A 22,560-nucleotide genomic window follows, 5' to 3' on the forward strand; every position below is an offset into this window, starting at 1 on the left:
CGCCGTCAGCACGGAATCGACGGCACCGCCGTCAGCACGGAATCGACGGCACCGCCGTCAGCACGGAATCGACGGCACCGCCGTCAGCACGGAATCGACGGCACCGCCGTCAGCACGGAATCGACGGCACCGCCGTCAGTGTGCATCGACGGCACCGCCGTCAGCGGTACGCGCCGGGCGTCGTTCCGGTCCAGCGCTTGAACGCGCGCCGGAACGCGCTCGGCTCCGAGAACCCGAGCCGCGTCGACAGTTCGTCGACCGAGTCGCCGCGCGCCAGGCCGGAGATGGCCGCGTCGCGCAGCACTTCCTCGCGCAGCTGGTTGAGGGAGGTGCCCTCGTTGCGAAGCAGCCGTCGCAGGTGCGCAGCGCTGATGGAGAGCATCTCCGCGATCTCCTCCGCCGACGCGACGCGTCCCGCGGCGCCGCGCTCGAGGACCTTGCGGACCTGCGCTGCCGCGCTGCTGTCGTAATCACGTTCGGAGAACAGGAGATTCGGCGACTCCCGCAGATACTCCTCGAGTGTCTCCTCGGTCTGGATGACCGGTGCTCGCAGAATCGTGTTGTCCAGCTCGATGGATGCGCGTTCGGCGCCGAAGCTGACGGGAACCCCGAAGATGGCGTCGTAGCTGCGCGCGAGTTTCGCGTCCGGCTCGGGATGTGGCAGCCGCGCGGAGGCCAGCTTGACGCGTCGACCCACCAGCCACGCCGCGAACCGGTGCAACAGCATGAGGATGAAATCGGTGAGCAGTTGATCGGCGGCGAGCGCGATCTCCGGAGGAACCGAGGCGTCGCGGTCCGGCATGTCCACGTGCAGCAGTGTTGTCTTCTCACCGAATTCGAGCCGAAGCGGTGACAGTCCGGGCACCACGCGGATCACGTCCGCCATGCGTGCGAGCGCGCTGCCGAGGTCGGGACAGTGGATCATCGTCAGACACACCACTCGGAAAGTGCCGCGGCGCACGGGGGCCGCACCGAGGCCGAACAGTTCGTCGTCCGTCAGGCGCCACGCAGCCTGGGTGAAGCGGGTCAACTGCTCGGGTGTGATGCGCCCCGCGTCCTCGTCGAGGACCGAGAGCGGAATCCCCGCCGCCGACAACGGTGCCGCCATGTCGAATCCGGCTCCCGCCGCCAATATCGCGGCGCGGCGAACGAAATCTGCGGGGACGGTGCGATCGCTCATCGCCGTATCACCATCGTCCCGCCAACCCGTGGAGTCGCACGGCTGCCTCGGTGAGCACCTCGTCCCGTTTGCAGAAGGCGAAGCGCACCAACTGGTTCCACGGCTCCTTGTGGTCGGCGAACACACTCACCGGCACCGCCGCGACCCCGATCCGCTCGGGCAGTTCACGACAGAACGACAGCGCATCCGTCGACGTGGTCAGCGGCGAGATGTCCGCGCAGACGAAATACGTTCCTGCGCTCTCCCGTACCCCGAAACCCGCCTCGGACAGTGCGCTGCTCAGCAGGTCGCGCTTGCGCTGCAGTTCCTTCCGCTGCGCCGTCACCCACGGAATCTCGTGCCTCAGCCCGTACGCGACGGCGGGCTGGAACGGGCCGCCCGCGACGAAGGACATGAACTGCTTCGCCGCGCGGACCGCATCCACCAGTTCGGCAGGACCGCACGCCCATCCCGTCTTCCAGCCGGTGACGGCGAACGTCTTCGCTGCGCTCGACACCGTCACCGTCCGCTCCGCCATCCCCGGCAGCATCCCGAGCGGAGTGTGTGTGCGTCCGTCGAACAGCAGGTGCTCGTACACCTCGTCGCTGAGCACCAGCACGTCGTTCTCGACCGCAACCGCGGCGATCGCCGCCAACTCCGCGTCCGAGAGCACGGTCCCGGTCGGATTGTGGGGTGTGTTCACCACGATCATCCGGGTGTGCGGCCCGACAGCGGCCCGCAAGGCGTCCACGTCGAGGGCGTAGCCGGTGCCGTCCGCGACCAGTGGCACCGTCCGCCGCACGCCGCCCGCGAGGGCAACCGCTGCCGCATAGGAGTCGTAGTACGGCTCGATCAGCACCACTTCCTGGCCCGGCTCGACCAGACCGAGGAGCGTTGCGCTGATCGCCTCCGTCGCGCCGACCGTCACCAGCACCTCGGAGTCGGGGTCGAACCGCTGCCCGTACCGCGCTGCCCTGTCGGCCGCGATCGCCTCGCGCAGTACCGGCATTCCGGGGCCCGGCGGGTACTGGTTGAGCCCGCCCGCGATGGCCTCCCGCGCGGCCTCCAGCATCGCCGCGGGACCGTCCGTGTCCGGGAAGCCCTGCCCGAGATTGATCGCCCCGGTGCGGACGGCGAGCGCCGTCATCTCGGCGAAGATCGTCGAGGTGAACGGCTGCAGGCGGGTCACCGTCTGGACGCGTGGTGCGGGCATCGTCACAGCTTATCGGCCGTGTGTCGGGTGCCCGCGCCGCCCGCTGTCACGTTTACTCGAGCTGTCTCGTCCACATGTCGAAGGCCCTTTCCGGGCGCCCGACGCGAAGTGCAGGAGTAGACATGACCCGCATCGCCCCTCTCGCTCCCTCCGACGCAGGCCCACTGGTCCGGTTGGCCTACCGCTTCATGGCCCGCCAGTTCGGCGCGGTTCCGGAACCGTTCACGGTCGTCGCTCACCACCGCAAGCTGTTCGTGGCCTCGGCCGTGAGCGAACTGGCCGCGGAGAAGGCGTCGACCGTCCTCCCCGCCGCCGTCCGCGACCTCGCCGTGTATCGCGTCGCGTGGACGGTCGGCTGCTCCTGGTGCGTCGACTTCGGTGCCATGCTGATGCGCCTCGACGACCTGGACGTCGACCGTCTCCAGCACATCGAGGAGTTCGAGACCTCTCCGCTGTACAGCGACGACGACCGCGCCGCGATCCGCTACGCCGACGCGATGACCGCCACCCCGATCGCCGTCACCGACGAGCAGGTCGCCGATCTGCAACGCCGGTTCGGCAACGACGGTGTCGTCGAACTGTCCTTCCAGATCGCGCTCGAGAACCAGCGGGCGCGGATGAACTCGGCGTTGGGGATCGTCGACCAGGGATTCAGCACCGACTCGTGCCGGGTGCCGTGGGCGGACTCGGTGTCGGGGGCTACGGCCGAGGAGGCGACGTCCTGATCCCGGTCAGCTTCGACTGGTTCGCGAAATCGTAAGCGGCCCAGACCTTGCCGTTGCGGACCGTGAAACCCTGTACTCGGCCGGGGAAGCCCGGATGGGTGTCGTCGCCCGGCGAGCCGGGTAGGACGAAACCGAGACGGCCGTTGACCAGGACCGGTTCCGCGTCGGCAAGGGCCGCGGGGCCGTAGCGACCGATCAGCCCCAGGAAGAAGCGGGCGAACCGATCCGCGCCGCGCACCACGTTGACCGCCGTCCGCGTGGTGCCGCCGGCGTCCCCGATCACCAGCGCATCCGGGTGCAGTGCGTCGAGCACGGCGTCCAGGTTTCCGCTGGCCATCGCGACGACCAGTCTCTCGACTGCGATGTCGTGGTCGGGGTCGTCGGCGGGAACATCGGCCGCCGCGACCGTTCGCCTGGCCCGGGACGCCAACTGCCTGGTGTTCGCGACCGTGGTGTCGAGTACGCCTGCGATCACGTCGAACGGGACACCGAACCCGTCGTGCAGGACGAACGCCGTTCGCTGATCCGGGCCGAGCGAATCGAGAACGACCATCGCCGCGAGCCGGGCATCCTCGTCCCGCACGACGACGTCGAGGGGATCCGCGGTCACCGTCCCCGTCAGGGGAGTGACCACCGGCTCCGGAAGCCACTGCCCGACATAACTTTCCCGCCGAACGCACGCGCTGCGCAGGTGATCGACACACAGCCGACCCACCACCGTCGTCAGCCAGGCGCGCAGGTCGACGATCGAGTCCGCGTCGGCGTCCTGCAGGCGCAGCCACGACTCCTGAACGGCATCCTCCGCGTCCGCGACCGATCCCGTCATGCGATAGCCCACCGACACCAGGTGCCTGCGGTGTGCCTCGAATGCGTCGACCAGGGGGGATTCGGTCACGCTCACCATTCTACGAGCGCCATCGAGATTAAATCGCACTGCGAGTAATCGGTGACCGGCGTCGGGTGCGGGCATACGGTCGTCCCCACGACATACCGCCTGGGGAGGCAATCATGTTCGAGTGTTGCAGCTGTCGCAGCTGAGTCTGCTTGACGCACAGCCCTTTCCTTCGCACGCCAGCGTCGCCGGTCCGGTGAGGATCCGGCTCTTCGCCGTGCGTGATCCCGTCCCGCGATCCGCGGGCCTCACACATCAGGAACACCTTCATGATTCGTCCACGTCTTGCGCGGACCCTCGCGGCTGTGACCGCACTGCTCACCCTCACGGGGCTCGCCACCGCCTGCTCGTCGTCGGAGACCACCACCACGGCCGACGGGAAGACCGTCCTCCGATACGAGGGCACCACCGGCCAGGTGCAGTTCGCCGAGCTCGCCGAGGATCTCGGGTACTACGAGAAGGTCGAGTTGAACTGGGTCGGGGACAACACCAGCGGGCCGGCCGCGATCCAGAACGCCGCGACCGGGCAGACCGATTTCGGTGGGGCCTTCAACGGCGCCGTGCTCAAGCTCGTGGCCGCGAAGTCCCCGGTCACGTCGGTGATCGGCTACTACGGCTCGGACAAGGAGACGTTCAACGGCTACTACGTGCTCGAGGACAGCCCGATTCGCTCCGCCCGTGACCTGATCGGCAAGAAGGTCGGCATGAACACGCTCGGCGCGCATCACGAGTTCCTGGTCCGCGAGTGGCTGGCCAGGGAGGGTCTGACACCGGACGAGATCAAGCAGGTCGAACTGATCGTGGTTCCGCCCGTCAACACCGAACAGGCCCTGCGTCAGGGGCAGATCGATGTCGGCACCCTCGGGAGTGTGTTCCGCGACAAGGCGGTCGAGCGGGGCGGCATCCGTCCCCTGTTCACCGACGAGTCCCTGTTCGGCAGCTTCACCTACGGCACCATTCTGCTGCGCGACGACTTCATCGCCGACAACAAGGAAGCCGTCGCCGACTTCGTCCAGGGCACGGCGCGCGCCATCCGATGGACCCAGACCACCCCGCGTGACCAGGTCATCGCCAAGTACAAGGAGATCATCGGCAAGCGCGGCCGCGGCGAGACCACCGACCTCGCCGACTACTGGAAGTCGCCGGGCGTCGCCGGCCCGGGCGGCGTGATCACCGACCAGGAGATCCAGCTCTGGATCGACTGGCTGGTGCGCAACGGCGAACTCGAGGACGGCGCGTTGACGACCGGCGACGTCTACACCAACGAGTTCAACCCGTACTTCAACGGCACCTACCCCGTCGACAGTGGCCCGGACGGCCAGGCCCTGGCGGCGAAATGACCACGCAGGCAGGACCAACAGCGTCCCGAGTCGGATCGTGGATCCGGCGTAACGGCGTGTACGCGCTGGCCGCGACCGCCGCGCTGTCGGGACTGACCGCAATCGAGCACTACGCGATCGAGTTCACCCCGAACACCCCAGGCGCGTTCCCATCCCAGAGCGGGCCGACCGATGAAGCACCGGAAGGACTGAAATGAGCACCACTGCCGTGAACCCCGACCGGGTTCGCACTCCCAAGCTCCGCCTGGAGAACGTCACCAAACAGTTCGACGTGCGCGGGACGAAGGACACCTTCACCGCGATCGACGACATCGACATCGACGTCGCGGACGGCGAATTCCTCGTCCTCGTCGGACCGAGCGGCTGCGGAAAGTCCACGCTGCTCGACCTTCTCGGCGGTCTGAGCGAACCGACGTCGGGTCGGATCCTGCTCGACGGCAAGCCCGTCACCGGACCCGGTCTCGATCGGGGGATCGTCTTCCAGCAGTACGCGCTGCTCCCGTGGCGTACGGCACGCCACAACATCGAGTTCGGGTTGGAGGCGAAGGGGCTGCCGAAGAAGGAACGCCACGAGATCGCCGAGCACTACCTCGAACTGGTGGGGTTGGACGGCTTCGGCGACCGCTACCCGCACGAGCTGTCCGGCGGAATGAAGCAGCGGGTGGCGATCGCCCGCAGCCTCGCCTTCGATCCCGAGGTACTGCTGATGGACGAGCCCTTCGCCGCCCTCGACGCGCAGACCCGGGAGTCGTTGCAGGACGAGCTCCTTCGGATCTGGAAGGCGACGGGTAAGACGATCCTGTTCATCACGCACGGGATCGACGAAGCGATCTACCTGGGGCAGCGGGTCGCCGTCCTGACGTCGAGGCCCGGCCGGGTCAAGACGTTCGTGGACATCGACATCGACCGCAGCGGCGAGGACGTGCGCTCGTCGGAGCAGTTCCGTCAGTATCGGCACCGCATCTGGACACTGCTGCACGGCGAGGTCGAGCGCGCACAGGTGATCGAGAAGGAGTCGGTCAATGTCTAGCGCGCTGGCCGCACCGGAGGCCCTCGCCGAGTCCGTGCCCACTCCCGAGGTCGTGTCGGACAAGGCACCCGCACAGCGTGATCCGGGGACCGCGAGGCGGGTGGGCGCGAGCGTCGGGCCGGTGATCTGGAGGATCGTCAAGCCACTCGTCGCGATCGTCGCTTTCCTCCTGCTGTGGGAGATCGCCCCCCGTGTCGGCTTGGTGGACGAGGTGTTCCTACCGCCGTTCAGCACGGTGATCGGCGCCCTGCTCGACCTCGCCCAGAGCGGTGAGCTGTGGACACACGTCTCGGCCAGCCTCTCCCGAGCCGTGATCGGCTTCTCTGTGGCGCTGGTCATCGCGATTCCCCTCGGCATCGCGATCGCCTGGTACCGGCCGGTGTCGGACTTCCTCAACCCGATCCTCGAAATGTTCCGCAACACGGCCGCATTGGCGCTGCTGCCGGTCTTCATCCTGATCCTCGGCATCGGCGAGCAGTCGAAGATCGCGCTGGTGATCTACGCGTGCACCTTCCCGATCCTGCTGAACACGATCTCCGGTGTCCGCACGGTCGATCCGCTCCTCATCAAGTCCGCGTCGTCGCTCGGACTCTCGCCGATCCGGCTGTTCCAGAAGGTGGTGCTGCCCGCCGCCGTGCCCACCATCTTCACCGGTGTCCGCATGTCCGCGGCGGCGTCGATCCTCGTGCTCATCGCTGCCGAGATGGTCGGCGCGAAGGCCGGCCTCGGATATCTGATCACCGCTTCCCAGTTCAACTTCCAGATCCCGGACATGTACGCGGGCATCGTCGCCATCTCGATCCTCGGTCTCACGATCAACGCGATCCTCGTCCTGATCGAACGCCGACTGTCCCGCTGGCGCGTCTGACGCCGGTCCTCGTTCGCTCCACCACCACGAAAGCACCTCTCATGTCACAGAATTCCCGACAGTTCCACCTCAACGCCTTCCTGATGGGAGTCGGTCACCACGAGGCGGCCTGGCGTCACCCCCGCACCGAAGCGCACCGGGTCCTGGACGTCGCGCACTTCCAGGAGCTCGGCCGGATCGCCGAACGCGGCAAGCTCGACTCGGTGTTCTTCGCCGACGGTCTCGCCGTCGGGCCGCGGGTCAAGCACAACGCCCTCGCCGTGTTCGAGCCCGTCACCCTGCTGTCCGCGATCGCCGTCGCGACCGAGAAGGTAGGCCTGATCGCGACGGCGTCGACCAGCTACAGCGACCCGTACAACCTGGCACGCAAGTTCACCTCGCTCGACCACATCAGCGGGGGCCGGGCCGGCTGGAACATCGTCACCTCGGCGGGCGCGGACGAGGCCGCCAACTTCGGCGTCGACGGCATCCCGGCCCACCGTGGCCGGTACGAGCGGGCGGAGGAGTTCGTCGACGTCACCCTCGCGCTGTGGGACAGCTGGGAGGACGGCGCGGTCGTGCTCGACGAGGAATCCGGTGTCTTCGCCGACCCGGACCGCGTCCACACCATCGATCACGCCGGTGAGCGGTTCCGGGTGAAGGGGCCGCTGAACGCCCCGCGCTCCGCGCAGGGCAGGCCGCTGTTGGTGCAAGCCGGATCGTCGGAGAGCGGCAAGGAATTCGCCGCCACACATGCCGAGGCGGTGTTCACGGCGCAACGCACGCTCGCCGAGGGGCAGCAGTTCTACCGCGACCTCAAGACCCGCGTCGTCGCGCACGGACGGTCCGCCGACGACGTCAAGGTGCTGCCCGGCATCGTCCCGTTCATCGCGGACACGAAGGAGGAGGCCGAGGAACTGGAACGATCCTTCACCGACCTCATCTCGCCCGAGTACTCCCTGCGTCAGCTGTCGCTGATGCTCGGCGTCGACCTCACCGAGCATTCCCTCGACGCGCCGCTGCCGCCGCTGCCTCCGGTCGACCAGATCGAGGGCAACAAGAGCCGCTACCAGCTCGTCAAGGACCTCGCGGAGGAAGGGCGGACGGTGCGGGAACTGATCGGTCTGCTCGGCGGTGGACGCGGCCACCGCACGTTCGCGGGCACTCCCGAACAGATCGCCGACGAACTGCAGACGTGGTTCGAGCAGGGCGCAGCGGACGGATTCAACATCATGCCGCCGTACCTGCCCGGCGGACTCGACGACTTCGTCGACCGGGTCGTCCCGATCCTGCAGGAACGGGGGCTGTTCCGCACCGAGTACACGGCGGACACGCTGCGCGGTCACTACGGTCTCGGCGATCCGGGCAACCGGTTCACGGAAGAGCTCGCCCACGACGTGAGCGCATGACGCGGAGCCCGTCGCCGCTGCGGCCGTTCGTCGGCACGGTCTTCGTACCCGCCGCGATCTTCGGGATCGGTCAGGGAGCGGGTGCCCCGGTCATCGCGCTCGTCGCGCACGACATGGGGGCCTCCCTGGCCGTCTCGGGGCTGATCGTCGCGGCCGTCGGGTTGGGTGCGGTCCTCGGCGACCTACCCGCCGGGCGGCTGGTCGCCGTGTTCGGGGAGCGTCGATCCATCGTCGGAGGCAGCCTGCTCGGCGCGGCGGGCGTCCTCGTCGCATTGCTGTCCACCACGCCGTGGATGCTCGCCGTCGGCGCGGTCATGACCGGTCTCGCCAACGCGGTGTGGGGACTGGCACGCCAGAGCTATCTCGCTGAGGCCGTGCCGCTGCACGCGCGGGCGCGGGCGATGTCGGCCTTCGCGGCGATGTGGCGCCTCGGCTTCTTCGTCGGTCCGCTCCTCGGCGCGGCCACCATCGCCGCACTCGGCACCCGCGGCGGATTCGTCGTCCAGTTCGTCGCGATCCTCGTATCCGGGTGGCTGATGGCGCGGGTGCCGGACATTCCGCGACCGGACGCCGAGTCGGATGGAAAGCACTCTCACGCGACGCTGCCCACCATCGTGACCCGGCATCGGCGCCTGCTGTCCACACTCGGGGCGGGGTCACTGATGATGGGCGCCGCGCGGGCCTCCCGCGACGCCGTGCTGCCGCTGTGGGCCGTCCACATCGGTCTCGACGCCACTCAGGTCAGCCTGGTGTTCGCGTTGAGTTCGGCCGTCGACCTCCTGTGTTCGTATCCGGCGGGACGGCTGATGGACCGCTTCGGCAGGAGGTTCGTCGCGGTGCCGTCGCTGTTTCTTCTCGGCGTCGCGTACGCCGCCATCCCACTGACGGACACCCTGGCGACGTTCGCCGTCGCGGCGGTGGTGCTCGGTGTCGGCAACGGATTCGGTAACGGCGTCATCATGACGCTCGGTGCTGACATCGCGCCGCCGCAGACCCGCGCCGAGTTCCTCGCGGCCTGGCGACTCACTCACGACAGTGGCATGTTCGCCGGTCCGCTCGCGATCGGGTTGCTGACCGGGGTGATCCCGTTGGGCGGTGCGATCCTGGCGTTGGCTGGATCCGCGGTCGTCGGCGCCGGACTGCTCGCCCGCTACATTCCGCGGTACGTGCCGTGGCCGCCGCCGGAGAAGGCCTCCGAGCTTGCGGAACGTCACGGTCATGTCGCATCATCCGAGGTTGTAGCCGATGCGTAGTAGATTGTCTCCCATGCGATTCGGGATGTTCGTACCTCAAGGCTGGCGGTTGGATCTGACGGGCATCGCGCCCGCGGACCAGTGGAACGTGATGAAGGACGTCACCCTGCGGGCCGAGTCCGGTCCATGGGAGTCGGTGTGGGTGTACGACCATTTCCACACGGTGCCCGCACCGACGCGAGAAGCCACCCACGAGGCGTGGTCACTGATGTCGGCGCTCGGAGCGGTGACGTCCACGATCAGGCTCGGACAGATGTGCACCGCCATCAGCTACCGCAATCCCGCCTATCTGGCGAAGGTCGCCGCCACCGCCGATCTCATCTCCGGTGGCCGGATCGACATGGGCATCGGCGGCGGATGGTATGAACACGAGTGGCGCGCATACGGTTACGGATTCCCGTCCGCAGGTGAACGACTCGGTCGGCTCGACGAGGGTATCCAGATCATGCGGCAGGCCTGGACCACCGGAAGCGCCATCCTCGACGGCAAGCACTATCAGGTGGACGGTGCGATCGTCGAACCGAAACCATTGCAGGACGGTGGCATTCCCCTGTGGATCGCGGGCGGAGGGGAGAAGGTCACGCTGAAGATCGCCGCGAAGTACGCGCAGTACACCAACTTCGACGGCACCCTCGATGGGTTCACCCACAAGTCCGCGATCCTGCGCGACCACTGCGCCTCGGTCGGTACCGACTTCGACGCCATCACCCGCTCCGCGAACTACAACATCGCGATCGGCGCCACCGAAGCCGAGGTCGAGGACCGGCTGGCGCAGACGCGCGACCGCATTGCGCGCTACGCGGGCGACGAGCTCGCCGACGCCTCGATGTCCGCCTTCCGCGGCATGCCCGGCGTCGGGACGCCGGAGCAGATCGTCGAGAACCTCACCGCGATCCGCGCCCAGGGCCTCGAGTACGCCATCTGCTACTTCCCCGAAGCCGCGTACGACACCTCCGGGATCGAACTCTTCGAACGCGAGGTCATTCCCGCATTGCAGGGGTGAGGCGATGTTCGTGGTGAACCTGTCCGGAGGCGGGCTGGTGTTGACACCGCCCACCCCGGAGGATGTCGAATCGATCACCAGATGCTGCCAGGACGAGGCGATCGGACGGTGGACGACGATGCCGGTGCCGTACCGGCTGGCGGACGCGGAGGCGTTCGTGACCAAGGTTGTCCCGGCCGGCTGGGCCGACCGCAGCCCCACCTGGGCGATACGCCGTGACCCCAACGGTCCGGTCGCCGGGATGATCGGTCTCGCAGCCCGGGACGCGTCGGCGGCCGAGGTCGGGTTCTGGCTGGATCCCGCCATGCGCGGCCTCGGGCTGATGGCGAAGGCATTGAATCTCGTGTGCGACTTTGCCTTCCGCCCGGACACGCTGGCCCTCGAACGAGTCGAGTGGCGGGCGTTCGTCGGCAACGCCGCGTCGGCGGCGGTTGCCCGGCGGGTCGGGTTCCGGTTCGAGGGCATTGTGCGCGCCGGCGGACTGCAGCGCGGCGTCCGCCGGGACATGTGGGTCGCCGGACTGCTGGCCACCGACCCCCGCGCGCCGGCTTCCGACTGGCCGTGACCGTCGACGAGTGCCTCGCGGGCCCCTGAGCAGAACGCGCAAAACACGGCAATCGCACGCAACCGAGCGATCGATATGTGTCCTGGCCCACACTCGTTCGAAACCGCGACACCGTCCCACGACCGGTCGGTGCCTCGGGCCGAAACGAGAAGGTGGGCAACGATGCTCGTAGCACTGGGCTTCCTCATGGTCGCCACGTTCATGTACCTGGTCCTGGCGAAGCGGGCGACACCCGTCGTCGGGCTGATCCTCGTCCCCGTCGCATTCGGACTCTTCGCCGGTGCAGGCACCGACATCGGGTCGATGATCGTCGACGGAATCGAGAGTCTCGCCCCGACGGCGGCGCTGCTGTTCTTCGCGATCATCTTCTTCGGAATCATGATCGACGTCGGACTGTTCGACCCGCTGGTGAGGCTGATCCTGCGGCTGGTCAACGACGATCCCGCACGCCTCGTCGTCGGTACCGCGGTACTGGCGATGGTCGTCTCCCTCGACGGTGACGGCTCGACCACCTTCATCATCACGACGTCCGCGATGCTGCCGCTGTACCTCAAGCTCCGGGTGAGCCCCGTCGTGCTCACCGTCGTCGCGGGCCTCGCCAACGCGACGATGAACATCATCCCGTGGGGCGGGCCCACCGTCCGCGCTGCGAGCGCACTCGGGCTGTCACCGTCGGACGTGTTCGTGCCGATGATCCCGTCGCTCGTCGTCGGACTCGTCATCGTGCTGCTGTTCTCGATGCACCTCGGCGTCATGGAACGCCGTCGTCTCGGCAAACTCGTCCTCACCTCCGAGCCACTGCTGGCCGGGGTCGGGGCACGCGGGTCCGGCGGCGGAACCGGGTCGGCGGGATCCGGCGGTGACGGCGACGCCGACGGCCCAGCCGAGGTCGGACAGATGGCCGGCGGTCTAGACCCCGACCGCGACACCCTGCGCCCGCGTCTGCTGCCGTTCAATGCGGCCCTGACCGTCGCGCTGCTCGTGGTGCTCGGGCTCGACGTCATCCCCATCCCGGTGCTGTTCATGGTCGCCGCGGCCATCGCGCTCGCCGTGAACTTTCCCCGTGTCGCGGACCAGTCCGAGGCCATCGCCCGGCACTCGTCGAGCATCGTCTCCGTCGTCGCGATGGTGTTCGCCGCCGCCGTCCTCACCGGCGTCTTCCAGGGCACCGGCATGGTCGAGGAGATGGCGCTGTGGCTGACCGGGATCATCCCCGATTCCCTCGGTCCGTTCCTCGCGGTCATCACCGGACTGCTCAGCATCCCGTTCACGTTCTTCATGACCAACGACGCGTTCTACTTCGGGGTGCTGCCCGTGCTCACCGAGACCGCAGCGCAGTACGGGATCGAGCCGGTCGAGATGGCGCGAGCGTCCATCACCGGACAGCCCGTGCACATGCAGAGCCCACTCGTCCCCGCGATCCTGCTGCTGGTCACCCTGGCCGGTGTGTCCCTCGCCGACCACCACCGCAAGGTGCTGTGGAGGGCCGCGATCGTGTCGGTAGCCATGCTCGTCGTCGGAGTCCTGCTCGGGCAGATCCCGCTCGGCTGACTGCCGCAGGTTCCGTAATGTCACATTGGCGTACGTGACGTGAGCGAATGTGACATTACGGAACGTCGAGCAGAAGGCAGGTGGTGGCGATGAAGCTCCGCACCCAGGTGCTGCTGCTGCAGAGCGGCGTCGTGGCCGTCGCCCTGGCGATCGGCTTCGGATTCTTCGCCACCACCACCGCGGACCGGGTCGCCGACGAGCACGGGGAGCGGGCACTGGCGATCGCCCGGACCGTCGCCGCGGACGCCGAGGTCCGCGCCGACGTGGCGCGGTTCGCCGCTGCCGACGACGGCGTCGTCTCACCCGGCAACGAGGAACTCGTCGACTCCGCGGTCCAGCAGGCCGCGGAGTCGACGCGCGTCGCCACCGGTGCCCTGTTCGTCGTCGTCACCGACGAAAAAGGTCTGCGGCTCGCCCATCCCGATCCGGACCGGCTGGGCCTGCGGGTCAGTACCGACCCGGCGGCACTCTCGGGTGCCGAGGTGGTGGTCCGCGAACGCGGAACCCTGGGCGACTCGGTTCGGGCCAAGGTCCCGGTGACCTCACCGGACTCCGGCGCGGTCGTGGGTGAGGTCAGCGTCGGCATTTCGACCGAGGAGGTCGGCGCCGACCTGTGGTCCGATCTGCGGTGGGCGGCACTGGTCGTCGCGCTGGCTCTCGGCGCAGGCGTCCTGGGGTCGGCGTTGCTGGCGGCGCGCTGGAAGAAGCTGACACTCGGACTCGAACCGGAACAACTGGCCCAGCTGGTGCGTGAACAGGAGGCCGTCCTCCACGGGGTGGGGGAGGGGATCGTCGGCATCGACGCGGACGGTGTCGTGACCGTCGTCAACTCCGACGCCGCCCGCCTACTCGAACTGCACGGCGGTGTCGGTGATCGCGTCGACGAAATCGGCTTGACGCCAAGGCTTCTCGACTTGATCGACAACCCTGCCGGCGAGGCGGTCGTCGCGGCGGTCGGCGGGGACGGAGTGGTGCTGGCGATGGCGAGCCGTGTGGTCCGCGACGGCCGCGACCTCGGTGCGGTGCTGTCGGTGCGGGACCGCACCGACGTCGAGCACCTCACCCGAGAACTCGACTCCGTCCAGGCCATCGGGTCCGTCCTGCGGGCGCAGCAACACGAGTTCGGGAACCGCCTGCACCTGCTGTACGGCCTGCTCTCCCGCGGAGACACGGCGGCCGCCACGGAGTTCCTCGAGACGCTCGTCGGATCGGGCGGTGTGGTGGACGAACTCGCCGGGGCCGAGGACATCGCCGACCCGCATCTACGGGCCTTCCTGATCGCGAAGGCCGCGCACGCCCGGGAACGCGACGTCACCCTGGTGCTCGGCGAGAACACGTGGATACCTTCACATCTGGTGCATCCGGTGGACGTGACGACCGTGGTCGGCAACCTCGTCGACAACGCAGTCGACGCCGCCGCAGCGGGACCGACACGGCCCGCGGAAGTGGAGATCGACCTCGTCGAACACGACGGCACGCTGATCGTCACCGTCGGGGACACCGGACCGGGTCTCGCCGTCGACCCGGAGGATGTGTTCCGGGAAGGGGTGACCACCAAACCTGCCGGCGACCGCCCGGGCGGCAGGGGTATCGGGCTGGCGCTGACGAGACAGCTGGTACGCCGTCACGGCGGCGACGTCGTCGTCGGTGACCCGGGTGGGCGTCGCACCGCCGAGAACCCCACGGGAGGGGCATTATTCGTGGCAACGTTGCCGGGAGTGTGCGAATCGAGCGGAGGGCCGTCGTGACACAGGTGCGGGTACTCGTCGTCGACGACGACTTCCGGGTCGCGGACCTGCACGCGGGGATCGTCTCGGCGATGGGTGGCTTCGAGATGGTCGCGGTCGCGGGGACTCTCGCGGCGGCCCGCGAGGCGGTCCGGTCGAACGACGTCGACCTCGCGCTCGTCGACGTCTATCTGCCCGACGGCTCCGGAATCGAGTTCGTGCGCGAACTACGTTGCGATGCTTTCGTTCTCGGGGCCGCCTCCGAGGGCGTCGCGGTCCGGGACGCGATGACCGCGGGCGCGTTGGTGTACCTCGTCAAACCCTTCACGGACACCGAACTCGCCCGCCGCCTCGGCGCGTACCTGCACTACCGTCGGATCGTCGCCGACCGCACCCTCGACCAGTCCCGCATCGACAGTGCGCTGGCGTCGTTGCGGGCCGCGCCGAAGGTCGAGGACGCCTCCCCGCAGCAATCCGTGACCCGCAGCAGGATTGTCGAGCTTCTCGCCGGGTCCGATCAGCCGCTGTCGGCGGCCGAGGTGGCGGTGGAGATCGGCGTGTCCCGCGCGACCGCGCAGCGCTACCTGGCGGCGCTTGTCGCCAAGGGGCGCCTACGGGTGCAGTTGCGGTACGGCGCGACCGGCCGACCCGAGCAGGAGTACACGCTGGTGGTGTGATCCGGCTCGGGTGGCTGTGTCGACTGGCGCTCAACCCACCTCGTCGTTACCACTTGGACCACTGGATTCGCAAAGGTCCCGATAGAAATCAGGACGGTCGGCGCCGAAGATCATAAAGGGCAGTCCAATCGGTGCGCAGAAACCGAATTGGAAGAGGACGTCGTCTGCGAACCCGCCGAGTCCGTTGCCGTCCTGAGAGGCGGAGTCGGCCGAACCGAAAAGCACGAACGGTGTCGGCGACTCTGCAGACGCCGGTCCGGCGCCGATCAAAGTCCCTCCCGTGAGTGCTGCTGTGACGGCGACGCCGGCGACGAGTCGGCGTCGGATTCCTGACGACATGGTGATCCCCCTCTGGACGTGTGCGAAGAGTTCGGCGGTCGATCGCATGATGATCGACGGAACTGCCGAGAATGGTCCCATGCACGAACCGTCCGGGTGGTGGATCGCGAAATATTCTGTTGTGTACAACAATTCGACGTGGAGGTGCCTACAGGTCGACGGGGATCTGCTGGTTCTTCGCCCGCGGCACGTCGTCAGCCAACGGGATCGACTTCGTCAGGAGCTTCCACTCGGCGTTCGGGATCTGCTCGATGGCGCGGCGGATCACCTTCGGGTCGCGGGTTCCCCACGCGATCGGCATCGGGCTGACCATCTCCCACGTGTCGGACTGCGAGTTCGTCGAACGATCCGACAGCACCGAAACCGACGGAACCCGCTCTCCGACGTTCGTCATCGCGTGGCCCGGCAGGGTGCGGATGGTTCGGGTCACCAGCGCGTAGTGCGGACGGTCGGCCGACGGCTTCGCGGTGTTCACCAACGCCATCAGCGTCGCGCCGCGCGGACGCGTCACCGCCACGATCGCGGGCACCAACTCGCCATTCGCGTACAGGTCCTCCACCGACCCGACCTTGCGAGGCGCCCAGAAGGCCATCCACACCGACCCCACCGCCGCCACGATCGCGACCGCGCCCAGCGCGTACGACCACGGGTGCGCGAGCACGATCAGCCACACCGCGAGCGCGACGAACAGCAGCGCCGTGATCAGAGCGGCCCAGCGCAGACGACGGACGTCACCGACCGTCTCGTTGACCGACTTGGCATGGGCGGAGTCCACGGGGAATTCGAAGCGACGCACGGTCCTATTCCTACCCGATCCTCGTCCTAGCCGATCGCCGGGCCGAGAAGGTCGTCCGCATCGGTGATGCGGTACGCGTAGCCCTGCTCGGCCAGGAACCGCTGCCGATGCGCCGCGTACTCGGAATCCAGGGTGTCGCGAGCGACGACCGAGTAGAAGTGCGCCTGCCCGCCGTCGTGCTTGGGTCGCAGCAGCCGGCCGAGGCGCTGCGCCTCCTCCTGCCGGGACCCGAACGTGCCCGACACCTGCACCGCCACCGACGCCTCGGGCAGGTCGATCGAGAAGTTCGCGACCTTGCTGACCACGAGCGTCTTGATCTCGCCGACCCGGAACGCGTCGAACAACTGCTCGCGTTCCTTCGTCTTCGTCGACCCCTTGATGACCGGTGCGTTCAGGGCCTCGCCGAGTTCGTCGAGTTGGTCGATGTAGGCGCCGATCACCAGGGTCTGCGAATCCTCGTGCTTCGCCAGGATCGACTTGACCACGGCGTTCTTCGTGCGGGCGGTCGAGCACAGCTTGTACCGCTCCTCGGGTTCCGCCGTCGCGTACGCCATCCGCTCCGCGTCGGTGAGCGTCACCCGCACCTCGATGCAGTCGGCGGGCGCGATCCAGCCCTGCGCCTCGATGTCCTTCCACGGCGCGTCGTACCGCTTCGGTCCGATCAGCGAGAACACGTCGCCCTCGCGGCCGTCCTCCCGGACCAGCGTCGCGGTCAGGCCGAGACGACGCCGGGACTGCAGGTCCGCGGTCATCCTGAAGACGGGCGCGGGCAGCAGGTGCACCTCGTCGTAGATCACCAGGCCCCAGTCGCGGGAGTCGAACAGTTCGAGGTGCTTGTACTCGCCCTTCGTCTTGCGGGTGATCACCTGGTACGTCGCGATGGTGACCGGACGGATCTCCTTCTTCTCACCCGAGTACTCGCCGATCTCCTCCTCGGTGAGCGAGGTGCGGGCGATCAGCTCCCGCTTCCACTGCCTGCCCGCGACGGTGTTCGTCACCAGGATCAGCGTCGTGGCCTGCGCCTTGGCCATCGCCGCGGCGCCGACCATCGTCTTGCCCGCACCACACGGCAGCACCACGACACCGGAACCGCCCGCCCAGAACGAGTCGGCCGCCATCTCCTGGTAGTCCCGCAGATGCCAGCCGCCGTCCGCGGAGCCGGGGAATCGGCCCTCGTAGTCCAGTTCGATCGGGTGCGCCTCGCCGTCGACGTATCCGGCGAGGTCCTCGGCGGGCCAGCCGATCTTGAGCAGCATCTGCTTGAGATGGCCGCGCTCGGACGGATGCACCACGACGGTGTCGTCGTCGACCTGCGCGCCCAGCATCGGGGCGATCTTCTTGTGCCTGCGCACCTCGGTGAGCACGGCCCGGTCCAGGCTCACGAGCACCAGACCGTGCGCCGGGTTCTTCACCAGCTGCAGGCGCCCGTAGCGGGCCATCGTGTCCACGATGTCGACGAGCAGCGGCTGCGGCACGGCGAAACGCGAGAAGGTGACGAGCGCGTCGACGACCTGCTCGGCGTCGTGGCCGGCGGCGCGCGCATTCCACAGCGCCAGCGGCGTCACGCGATAGGTGTGCACGTGCTCGGGTGCGCGTTCGAGTTCCGCGAACGGTGCGATCGCCTGCCTGGCCTCGTTCGCGCGTGGGTGGTCGACCTCGAGCAGCAGGGTCTTGTCGGACTGGACGATGAGCGGTCCGTCGGTCACGTGCGCCTCCTAGCGATGACAACCACTCCATTGTCCACGGAAGGACGAGGAAGGGGGTCGACCCTGCTGGAAGGGAGGCGACGTGACCGGACCGCGAAGCATCGGAATTCCGCACCCAACACGGTTGGGGAAGCGGAAATCCGATCACTTGTCTCGGCAGTTGCCGATTATTCGAGAATTCCGGAGTTTTCCGGATCGACAATTCAGCGGGTGGAGGCGAAATCCTGACGGATATCCATCACCTGCACGATCGCCTCGGAAATTCCGGCCCGGTATCCGACCTCACGCTCGGTGATCCCGGCGGTCGCGTCGAGTTCGTTTTCCAGCCGATCCTTGATCCGGTCAAGGGCCAGAAGTGTTCTTTTCACGAACGGGCCTTCATTTCTGTTTGATTCGGTGTGGGGCGCGAGTGCGCTCTCGTCGAGGACGAAGATTCGCGCCGAGGTCAGCGCCGCCTTGCGCCCGTGTGCTCGGGGATCCTGTGAGGCGCTGCCGTCGGCGTGCCCGGAGAACTGTCGGTACAGCGTTTCGAGTACTCGGGAGGCCGGTGCGGCCGTGTCGGACTGCACGCCTTCCCCGCTAGTGACGCTTGCGTTTGCGGATGAACTCGCCGGCCTCCGTTGCGCGGTCCCGTTTTTCCGCTCGCCTTTCCTTCAACGTCTGGGCGGGTTTTTTCATGATCTTGCGGGAATTTTTGTCTGCCATTGTCGCTCCTTAATTCGAAGAGGCAATCACTGGCCCAGACCATACGTCATTTCCTGGAAATAGCCAGTCCCGCAGGTACGGGTGGTTTTCCGGTGACGGACGCGACGCGGACACCGGGTCGCGGCGTCCGGCAGCGGTCACTCGACGAGCGCCACCGACGTGACCCGGTGCAGCGTGAAACGCCGGATCGCGCCGTCTGCAGGGTCGAACGCGTCGAGCTGGCCGCCGCCGACGCTGACGGGGTCGACGATCCGCACCGACGCGACGCCCTGCGCGTCGACGTACCCGATCCGGACGCTGCGCTTGACCTTCACCGCCAGTTGCAGCAACGCCATCGTCGCCGCGCTGCCCGCACGGCTGCCGTCCGATCGGACCCCGGCACCGCGCTGGGTGGTCGCCGCGGCCCGCTCGCCTGCCCGCAACTGCCGGACCAGCTGCTCGTACTGCTCCGGGGTCGGCGGCGCAGGCTCGCGTCGGGTCGGCCGCTCGCGGCGCTTCGCGACTCGGGCACCGGGACGTCGCAGGTCCACGATCGCACCCGACGAATCCTCGCCCGCGGGTGCGAAACCGACGCGGCGCAATCGTTCGAGGACGTCGCCGAGCTCGGCCTGCGACACCGCGACCGTCGGAGCCAGTGCCCGCAACGCCAGTTCCTCCGCGACCGGCGACGCCAACACCTCCGCGAGCGTCGCCGGATCGTCGCAGCGGACGAACGACCGCGCCACCCCCGCCCGCAACCGGCCGTGCCTGCGTGCGACGTCGTCGATCAGATAGGTGAGCGCCTGCGGGACCGGAGTCTTCGAGTGCGTCGCGAACAGGGCGTGCAGTTCGGACGCCGTGCGCCCGGCGTCGAGGGCACGCCGGACACTGGATTCACCGACCCGGTACACGGTCGCCGCGCCCGCCGACTCGACGTCCGCCACCTGGTGAACCTGAGCCAACAGTTCCGGCACCAGCGGTCCCGGCGCGACGACCGTCAGATCCGCCTGCACCAGGACGTAGTCGATCGGTTTCGGCAGCGCGGCCGTCATGTCCGCCAGAACCGACTCCGGCGGTCCGTCGTGCAGCAGGCTGCGACCGGGTGACGCCACCGCGCCCCGCCCGACGAGCCCGACCGCGGTCGCCTCGGCGAGGGTGTGGCCGATCGCGGACACGCCGAGCCGCATCGACCACCGGGGCCTGCGCCACGCGACCATCGCGGCCACCTCGTCGGGGGTGGCGGCCACACCGGTCCCGAGTTCGGCGACCAGTTCGAGGACGAAGCGCCGGTCCCGGGGCGCGCCGGAGGCCCGCACCTCCTCCGACAGGGCCGCGATCGGCTTGTCGTTCGGGTCGCGCAGTCCGACCGTCCACGGCCGCCGCGGCAGGTCGAGCCAGGACTGGGCGAGCGCCTGCCACCGGTGCGCGGTGTTCCCGTCCAGCCACGCGTCGGCCGCGAGGGTCGGCGCCCAGTAGTCGTCGCCGGTGTCCGACGCGGGCAGCGGGTCCGGGGCGCCACTGGCGATCAGACCCGCACCCGCGAGGAGTTCGAGGATGAGACCGATCCGTCCGTCGTCGACGCCGACGGACTTGGCGAGCCGCCGCGACTCCCGGACACCGAGCCCACCGGCCTTGAGCGTGGGGGCGGGGTGCTCACCGAGCGCGGCGAGCACCTCCTCGCAGTGCCGGATCATCTCCAGTGCCTCACCGGCTGCGGCAGCGTTGACCTCGGACGCCGTGCGCTTGCGCCCGCGAACGGCGGGCGGGGTGAGGGTGTCGGGGTCGGTGACCGTCTCGCCGCGCAGGACCTGGCCGACCTGGTGCGGCAGCTCGACGGTCTGCGCGTCGAGCCAGACGAGCAGACCGGAGGCGAGAAGTCGCTGCACCGGACGATCCGGCGACGTGTCCGGCGCGGCATCCCGAGTCCTGCCGATGGGGGAGCTGGTCGCGAGGGTTTCGAGAAGTCGTCGTTCGTCCGGGGTGAGCGCGGCGAGTGCCTCGGTGATCTGCTCGGCCGTCAGCGTCGTCGTCGCCGGGTCCACCCGCCAACCGACGGCCTCCCGGGCCGCAGGTGTCACTCGCAGCAGCCCGCTGCCCCACACGAGCGCCCGATCCCGGAGCACGGTCAGCGCGCGGTCGACGGATCGTGCGGGGGCGCGGCCCGCGACCAGTTCGCCCAGCCGTTCCCGGGAGACACCGGTGTCGATGGCCCCCTCGCGGGCCAGCAGCCCGACGAGCGTGAGTTCGAGCACGCTCAGGTTGTCCGCGACCCGCAGGACCGACGCCCGCTGTTCGGCGCGCGACGCCAGCACCGACAGGTTCGCCGGCGGTGGTACCGCCAGGTCGGGGCGGAGTCGAAGCAGCTCGGCGAGCTCGGCGTCGCTGCGTTCGCCGAGCCAGGTCGCCAATTGTTCCGGGGTGGCGGCGGGATCGATGTCGGTCATCACTTATCAGATTAGAGACCTGGGCTGTACCCGATGACGCGTCGGTGTCAAAATGGCCTCGTGGCTAACAATTCGAGCAAGACCTACGTTGACAACGGCTGGCCCTCGCACATCAAGGAGGGTGACCACGCCGTCACCGAGCTGTCCTCGACCCGGTCGGGTGGGCTGTCCCCGTTCGGTGAGGAGATGGAGTTCCCCCTGCCGGTGTCGGAGCTTCCGTACACGCACCCCGTCACCGTCGTGAACCGCTGAGCCGTCGGCGGCCGAGCAGCCGGCCGACCGGCCGGACCCGACACGTCGAAGGCCCCGCACCCAATCCGGGTGCGGGGCCTTCGACATGTTCGAGGTGGTGCGATCAGTTCTGGGCGAGCTGGGGCAGGTGCGTCGTGAGGAAGTCGATGACCTGCGGGTTGAGCTTGGCCTGCTCGTAGAGGGCCTCGATCTGCGGGTCGACGGCGACGCGGGTCTTGACGGCCTCGAAGGTGCTGTCGAAGGAGTCGAAGATGTCGGCGGCGCCGTCCGTGGTGGGAACGCTCGTGACGGCAGGGGCCTCGGGTGCGGCCTCGACCGTGGCGGCGGGCGCGGTGCGTGCGGTGGGGCCGCTGGTCAGCCCGAGGCTGGACGAGCAGGACGGCCATGCGCCCCAGCCCTGCGAGGCGAGGACCTTCTCGGCGACGACGATCTGCTCCTCGCGGGTGGCCTGGTTGGCGGTCGCGGCGTACTCGCCGCCACCGTGCGCGTTCCAGGTGCTCGGCGAGAACTGCAGTCCGCCCTGGTAGCCGTTGCCGGTGTTGATGCCCCAGTTGCCGCCGGCCTCGCACTGCGCGAGCCGATCCCAGTCGGAGTCGGGTGCTGCACTTGCGGGGGCCGCGAAGGCCGCGCCCGCTGCGCCGAAGACCGCGGTCGTGACGACGACCTTGGCGGCGTTCTTACGCGTGTTCGTGGGTTTGCGATGACGTCCAGCGCTCATGGGAGTTTCCTCTCCGCACGCGCCTGCGAGGTCAGCTGTCGGGTTCGGGCTGAGAGGTCGCCCGGCCGTGATCGCTCCGTGATGGTGCGAACTGCGGCTTCACCCCAAGGAAGGTCACTTGCTCACCTACCGGTGTCCACTGGGGACGTGGGTCCCCCGTCCTCGTCCCTGGTGTTCTGTGGGAATCCGTTCCGCGGGACAAGGTTTGGCGCGGCGGTCCGGACTGGCCG

23 protein-coding genes and 1 riboswitch are annotated in these 22,560 nt (G+C 68.5%); of the genes, 13 read left to right on the plus strand and 10 right to left on the minus strand.

The genetic code is table 11. The features are described from left to right. Positions 1 to 160: 160 nt before the first annotated feature. Both FFS72_RS14860 and FFS72_RS14865 read right to left on the minus strand, forming a co-directional pair. Entirely contained in the window at positions 161 to 1,180 is a 1,020-nt protein-coding gene (locus FFS72_RS14860) for an AraC family transcriptional regulator (RefSeq protein ID WP_137874665.1), read from the minus strand. 7 nt (positions 1,181 to 1,187) lie between these two features. Further along, positions 1,188 to 2,372 carry a pyridoxal phosphate-dependent aminotransferase gene (locus FFS72_RS14865; RefSeq protein ID WP_137874666.1) on the minus strand — a complete coding sequence of 395 codons (1,185 nt, stop codon included), beginning with the start codon at positions 2,370 to 2,372 and terminating at the stop codon, positions 1,188 to 1,190. Positions 2,373 to 2,494: 122 nt separating this feature from the next. Between FFS72_RS14865 and FFS72_RS14870 the strand changes: the two genes are divergently transcribed. Continuing rightward, the gene (locus tag FFS72_RS14870; protein WP_137874667.1) at positions 2,495 to 3,097 is read left to right on the plus strand and encodes a carboxymuconolactone decarboxylase family protein; all 603 of its coding nucleotides are present in this window, start codon (positions 2,495 to 2,497) and stop codon (positions 3,095 to 3,097) included. On the opposite strand, the gene FFS72_RS14875 is transcribed toward FFS72_RS14870, so the two are convergent. Beyond that, on the minus strand, positions 3,072 to 4,001 hold the full coding sequence (locus FFS72_RS14875) for a sigma-70 family RNA polymerase sigma factor (protein WP_171018690.1): 930 nt from the start codon (positions 3,999 to 4,001) through the stop codon (positions 3,072 to 3,074). The genes FFS72_RS14870 and FFS72_RS14875 overlap by 26 nt on opposite strands. A gap of 257 nt (positions 4,002 to 4,258) precedes the next feature. On the opposite strand from FFS72_RS14875, the gene FFS72_RS14880 reads away from it, so the two are divergent. The 11 genes from FFS72_RS14880 (at position 4,259) to FFS72_RS14930 (ending at position 15,391) form a co-directional block, all read left to right on the plus strand. Next, positions 4,259 to 5,329, plus strand: coding sequence for an ABC transporter substrate-binding protein (locus FFS72_RS14880; RefSeq protein WP_137874669.1), 1,071 nt, complete (start codon positions 4,259 to 4,261; stop codon positions 5,327 to 5,329). Continuing rightward, complete coding sequence (locus FFS72_RS14885; protein WP_137874670.1) at positions 5,326 to 5,526, plus strand: hypothetical protein; 201 nt, start codon at positions 5,326 to 5,328, stop codon at positions 5,524 to 5,526. The genes FFS72_RS14880 and FFS72_RS14885 overlap by 4 nt, the downstream gene beginning before the upstream one ends. Beyond that, the gene (locus FFS72_RS14890; RefSeq protein ID WP_137874671.1) at positions 5,523 to 6,359 is read left to right on the plus strand and encodes an ABC transporter ATP-binding protein; all 837 of its coding nucleotides are present in this window, start codon (positions 5,523 to 5,525) and stop codon (positions 6,357 to 6,359) included. The genes FFS72_RS14885 and FFS72_RS14890 overlap by 4 nt, the downstream gene beginning before the upstream one ends. Next, positions 6,352 to 7,227 (plus strand): ABC transporter permease, encoded by an 876-nt coding sequence (locus tag FFS72_RS14895; protein ID WP_137874672.1) that lies wholly within the window; start codon positions 6,352 to 6,354, stop codon positions 7,225 to 7,227. The genes FFS72_RS14890 and FFS72_RS14895 overlap by 8 nt, the downstream gene beginning before the upstream one ends. A 41-nt stretch (positions 7,228 to 7,268) precedes the next feature. After that, a complete protein-coding gene (locus FFS72_RS14900; RefSeq protein WP_137874673.1) occupies positions 7,269 to 8,615 on the plus strand; it encodes an LLM class flavin-dependent oxidoreductase in 1,347 nt (448 codons plus the stop codon). Continuing rightward, on the plus strand, positions 8,612 to 9,868 hold the full coding sequence (locus FFS72_RS14905) for an MFS transporter (protein ID WP_249353325.1): 1,257 nt from the start codon (positions 8,612 to 8,614) through the stop codon (positions 9,866 to 9,868). Before FFS72_RS14900 ends, FFS72_RS14905 begins: the two co-directional genes overlap by 4 nt. A 13-nt stretch (positions 9,869 to 9,881) precedes the next feature. After that, complete coding sequence (locus FFS72_RS14910) at positions 9,882 to 10,871, plus strand: LLM class F420-dependent oxidoreductase (RefSeq protein WP_137874674.1); 990 nt, start codon at positions 9,882 to 9,884, stop codon at positions 10,869 to 10,871. Positions 10,872 to 10,875: 4 nt separating this feature from the next. After that, entirely contained in the window at positions 10,876 to 11,436 is a 561-nt protein-coding gene (locus FFS72_RS14915) for a GNAT family N-acetyltransferase (RefSeq protein WP_137874675.1), read from the plus strand. A gap of 162 nt (positions 11,437 to 11,598) precedes the next feature. Then, positions 11,599 to 12,987, plus strand: coding sequence for a CitMHS family transporter (locus FFS72_RS14920; protein ID WP_137874676.1), 1,389 nt, complete (start codon positions 11,599 to 11,601; stop codon positions 12,985 to 12,987). A gap of 89 nt (positions 12,988 to 13,076) precedes the next feature. Next, a complete protein-coding gene (locus tag FFS72_RS14925; protein WP_137874677.1) occupies positions 13,077 to 14,735 on the plus strand; it encodes an ATP-binding protein in 1,659 nt (552 codons plus the stop codon). Beyond that, complete coding sequence (locus tag FFS72_RS14930) at positions 14,732 to 15,391, plus strand: response regulator (RefSeq protein WP_137874678.1); 660 nt, start codon at positions 14,732 to 14,734, stop codon at positions 15,389 to 15,391. Before FFS72_RS14925 ends, FFS72_RS14930 begins: the two co-directional genes overlap by 4 nt. 30 nt (positions 15,392 to 15,421) lie before the next feature. Here the strand turns inward: FFS72_RS14930 and FFS72_RS26490 are convergent, their stop codons facing one another. The 6 genes from FFS72_RS26490 to FFS72_RS14950 form a co-directional block, all read right to left on the minus strand. Continuing rightward, complete coding sequence (locus FFS72_RS26490; RefSeq protein ID WP_171018691.1) at positions 15,422 to 15,811, minus strand: hypothetical protein; 390 nt, start codon at positions 15,809 to 15,811, stop codon at positions 15,422 to 15,424. 67 nt (positions 15,812 to 15,878) lie between these two features. Next, complete coding sequence (locus FFS72_RS14935) at positions 15,879 to 16,526, minus strand: DUF3239 domain-containing protein (protein WP_137874679.1); 648 nt, start codon at positions 16,524 to 16,526, stop codon at positions 15,879 to 15,881. 26 nt (positions 16,527 to 16,552) lie between these two features. After that, entirely contained in the window at positions 16,553 to 18,232 is a 1,680-nt protein-coding gene (locus FFS72_RS14940; RefSeq protein WP_137874680.1) for a DNA repair helicase XPB, read from the minus strand. A gap of 203 nt (positions 18,233 to 18,435) precedes the next feature. Further along, positions 18,436 to 18,801 (minus strand): hypothetical protein, encoded by a 366-nt coding sequence (locus FFS72_RS14945; protein WP_137874681.1) that lies wholly within the window; start codon positions 18,799 to 18,801, stop codon positions 18,436 to 18,438. A 10-nt stretch (positions 18,802 to 18,811) separates the two neighbouring features. After that, positions 18,812 to 18,937: a hypothetical protein gene (locus FFS72_RS26980; RefSeq protein WP_283235417.1), complete on the minus strand. Its 126-nt coding sequence runs from the start codon at positions 18,935 to 18,937 to the stop codon at positions 18,812 to 18,814. A gap of 137 nt (positions 18,938 to 19,074) precedes the next feature. Further along, positions 19,075 to 21,360 carry a helicase-associated domain-containing protein gene (locus tag FFS72_RS14950; RefSeq protein ID WP_137874682.1) on the minus strand — a complete coding sequence of 762 codons (2,286 nt, stop codon included), beginning with the start codon at positions 21,358 to 21,360 and terminating at the stop codon, positions 19,075 to 19,077. A 60-nt stretch (positions 21,361 to 21,420) separates the two neighbouring features. Here FFS72_RS14950 and FFS72_RS14955 point away from each other — a divergent pair, with 60 nt between their 5' ends. Then, a complete protein-coding gene (locus tag FFS72_RS14955; protein ID WP_137874683.1) occupies positions 21,421 to 21,612 on the plus strand; it encodes a hypothetical protein in 192 nt (63 codons plus the stop codon). Positions 21,613 to 21,715: 103 nt separating this feature from the next. Here FFS72_RS14955 and FFS72_RS14960 read toward each other — a convergent pair whose 3' ends face one another. Next, the gene (locus FFS72_RS14960) at positions 21,716 to 22,330 is read right to left on the minus strand and encodes a transglycosylase family protein (RefSeq protein ID WP_137874684.1); all 615 of its coding nucleotides are present in this window, start codon (positions 22,328 to 22,330) and stop codon (positions 21,716 to 21,718) included. Between the two features lie 4 nt (positions 22,331 to 22,334). After that, a riboswitch (cyclic di-AMP (ydaO/yuaA leader) is annotated at positions 22,335 to 22,521 on the minus strand. Positions 22,522 to 22,560: the final 39 nt, after the last annotated feature.

The organism is Rhodococcus sp. Q, assembly GCF_005503035.1.
Classification (GTDB): domain Bacteria; phylum Actinomycetota; class Actinomycetes; order Mycobacteriales; family Mycobacteriaceae; genus Rhodococcus_G.

What these genes read in the sequence shown, in the direction of transcription:
- FFS72_RS14895 (WP_137874672.1), top strand. Translation starts at nt 6,352, where the DNA reads ATGTCTAGCGCGCTGGCCGCACCGGAGGCCCTCGCCGAGTCCGTGCCC.
- FFS72_RS14875 (WP_171018690.1), bottom strand. Translation starts at nt 4,001, where the DNA reads ATGGTGAGCGTGACCGAATCCCCCCTGGTCGACGCATTCGAGGCACAC.
- FFS72_RS14950 (WP_137874682.1), bottom strand. Translation starts at nt 21,360, where the DNA reads ATGACCGACATCGATCCCGCCGCCACCCCGGAACAATTGGCGACCTGG.
- FFS72_RS14860 (WP_137874665.1), bottom strand. Translation starts at nt 1,180, where the DNA reads ATGAGCGATCGCACCGTCCCCGCAGATTTCGTTCGCCGCGCCGCGATA.
- FFS72_RS14890 (WP_137874671.1), top strand. Translation starts at nt 5,523, where the DNA reads ATGAGCACCACTGCCGTGAACCCCGACCGGGTTCGCACTCCCAAGCTC.
- FFS72_RS14885 (WP_137874670.1), top strand. Translation starts at nt 5,326, where the DNA reads ATGACCACGCAGGCAGGACCAACAGCGTCCCGAGTCGGATCGTGGATC.
- FFS72_RS14870 (WP_137874667.1), top strand. Translation starts at nt 2,495, where the DNA reads ATGACCCGCATCGCCCCTCTCGCTCCCTCCGACGCAGGCCCACTGGTC.
- FFS72_RS14925 (WP_137874677.1), top strand. Translation starts at nt 13,077, where the DNA reads ATGAAGCTCCGCACCCAGGTGCTGCTGCTGCAGAGCGGCGTCGTGGCC.
- FFS72_RS14880 (WP_137874669.1), top strand. Translation starts at nt 4,259, where the DNA reads ATGATTCGTCCACGTCTTGCGCGGACCCTCGCGGCTGTGACCGCACTG.
- FFS72_RS26980 (WP_283235417.1), bottom strand. Translation starts at nt 18,937, where the DNA reads ATGGCAGACAAAAATTCCCGCAAGATCATGAAAAAACCCGCCCAGACG.
- FFS72_RS26490 (WP_171018691.1), bottom strand. Translation starts at nt 15,811, where the DNA reads ATGGGACCATTCTCGGCAGTTCCGTCGATCATCATGCGATCGACCGCC.
- FFS72_RS14915 (WP_137874675.1), top strand. Translation starts at nt 10,876, where the DNA reads ATGTTCGTGGTGAACCTGTCCGGAGGCGGGCTGGTGTTGACACCGCCC.
- FFS72_RS14900 (WP_137874673.1), top strand. Translation starts at nt 7,269, where the DNA reads ATGTCACAGAATTCCCGACAGTTCCACCTCAACGCCTTCCTGATGGGA.
- FFS72_RS14910 (WP_137874674.1), top strand. Translation starts at nt 9,882, where the DNA reads ATGCGATTCGGGATGTTCGTACCTCAAGGCTGGCGGTTGGATCTGACG.
- FFS72_RS14865 (WP_137874666.1), bottom strand. Translation starts at nt 2,372, where the DNA reads ATGCCCGCACCACGCGTCCAGACGGTGACCCGCCTGCAGCCGTTCACC.
- FFS72_RS14905 (WP_249353325.1), top strand. Translation starts at nt 8,612, where the DNA reads ATGACGCGGAGCCCGTCGCCGCTGCGGCCGTTCGTCGGCACGGTCTTC.
- FFS72_RS14920 (WP_137874676.1), top strand. Translation starts at nt 11,599, where the DNA reads ATGCTCGTAGCACTGGGCTTCCTCATGGTCGCCACGTTCATGTACCTG.
- FFS72_RS14960 (WP_137874684.1), bottom strand. Translation starts at nt 22,330, where the DNA reads ATGAGCGCTGGACGTCATCGCAAACCCACGAACACGCGTAAGAACGCC.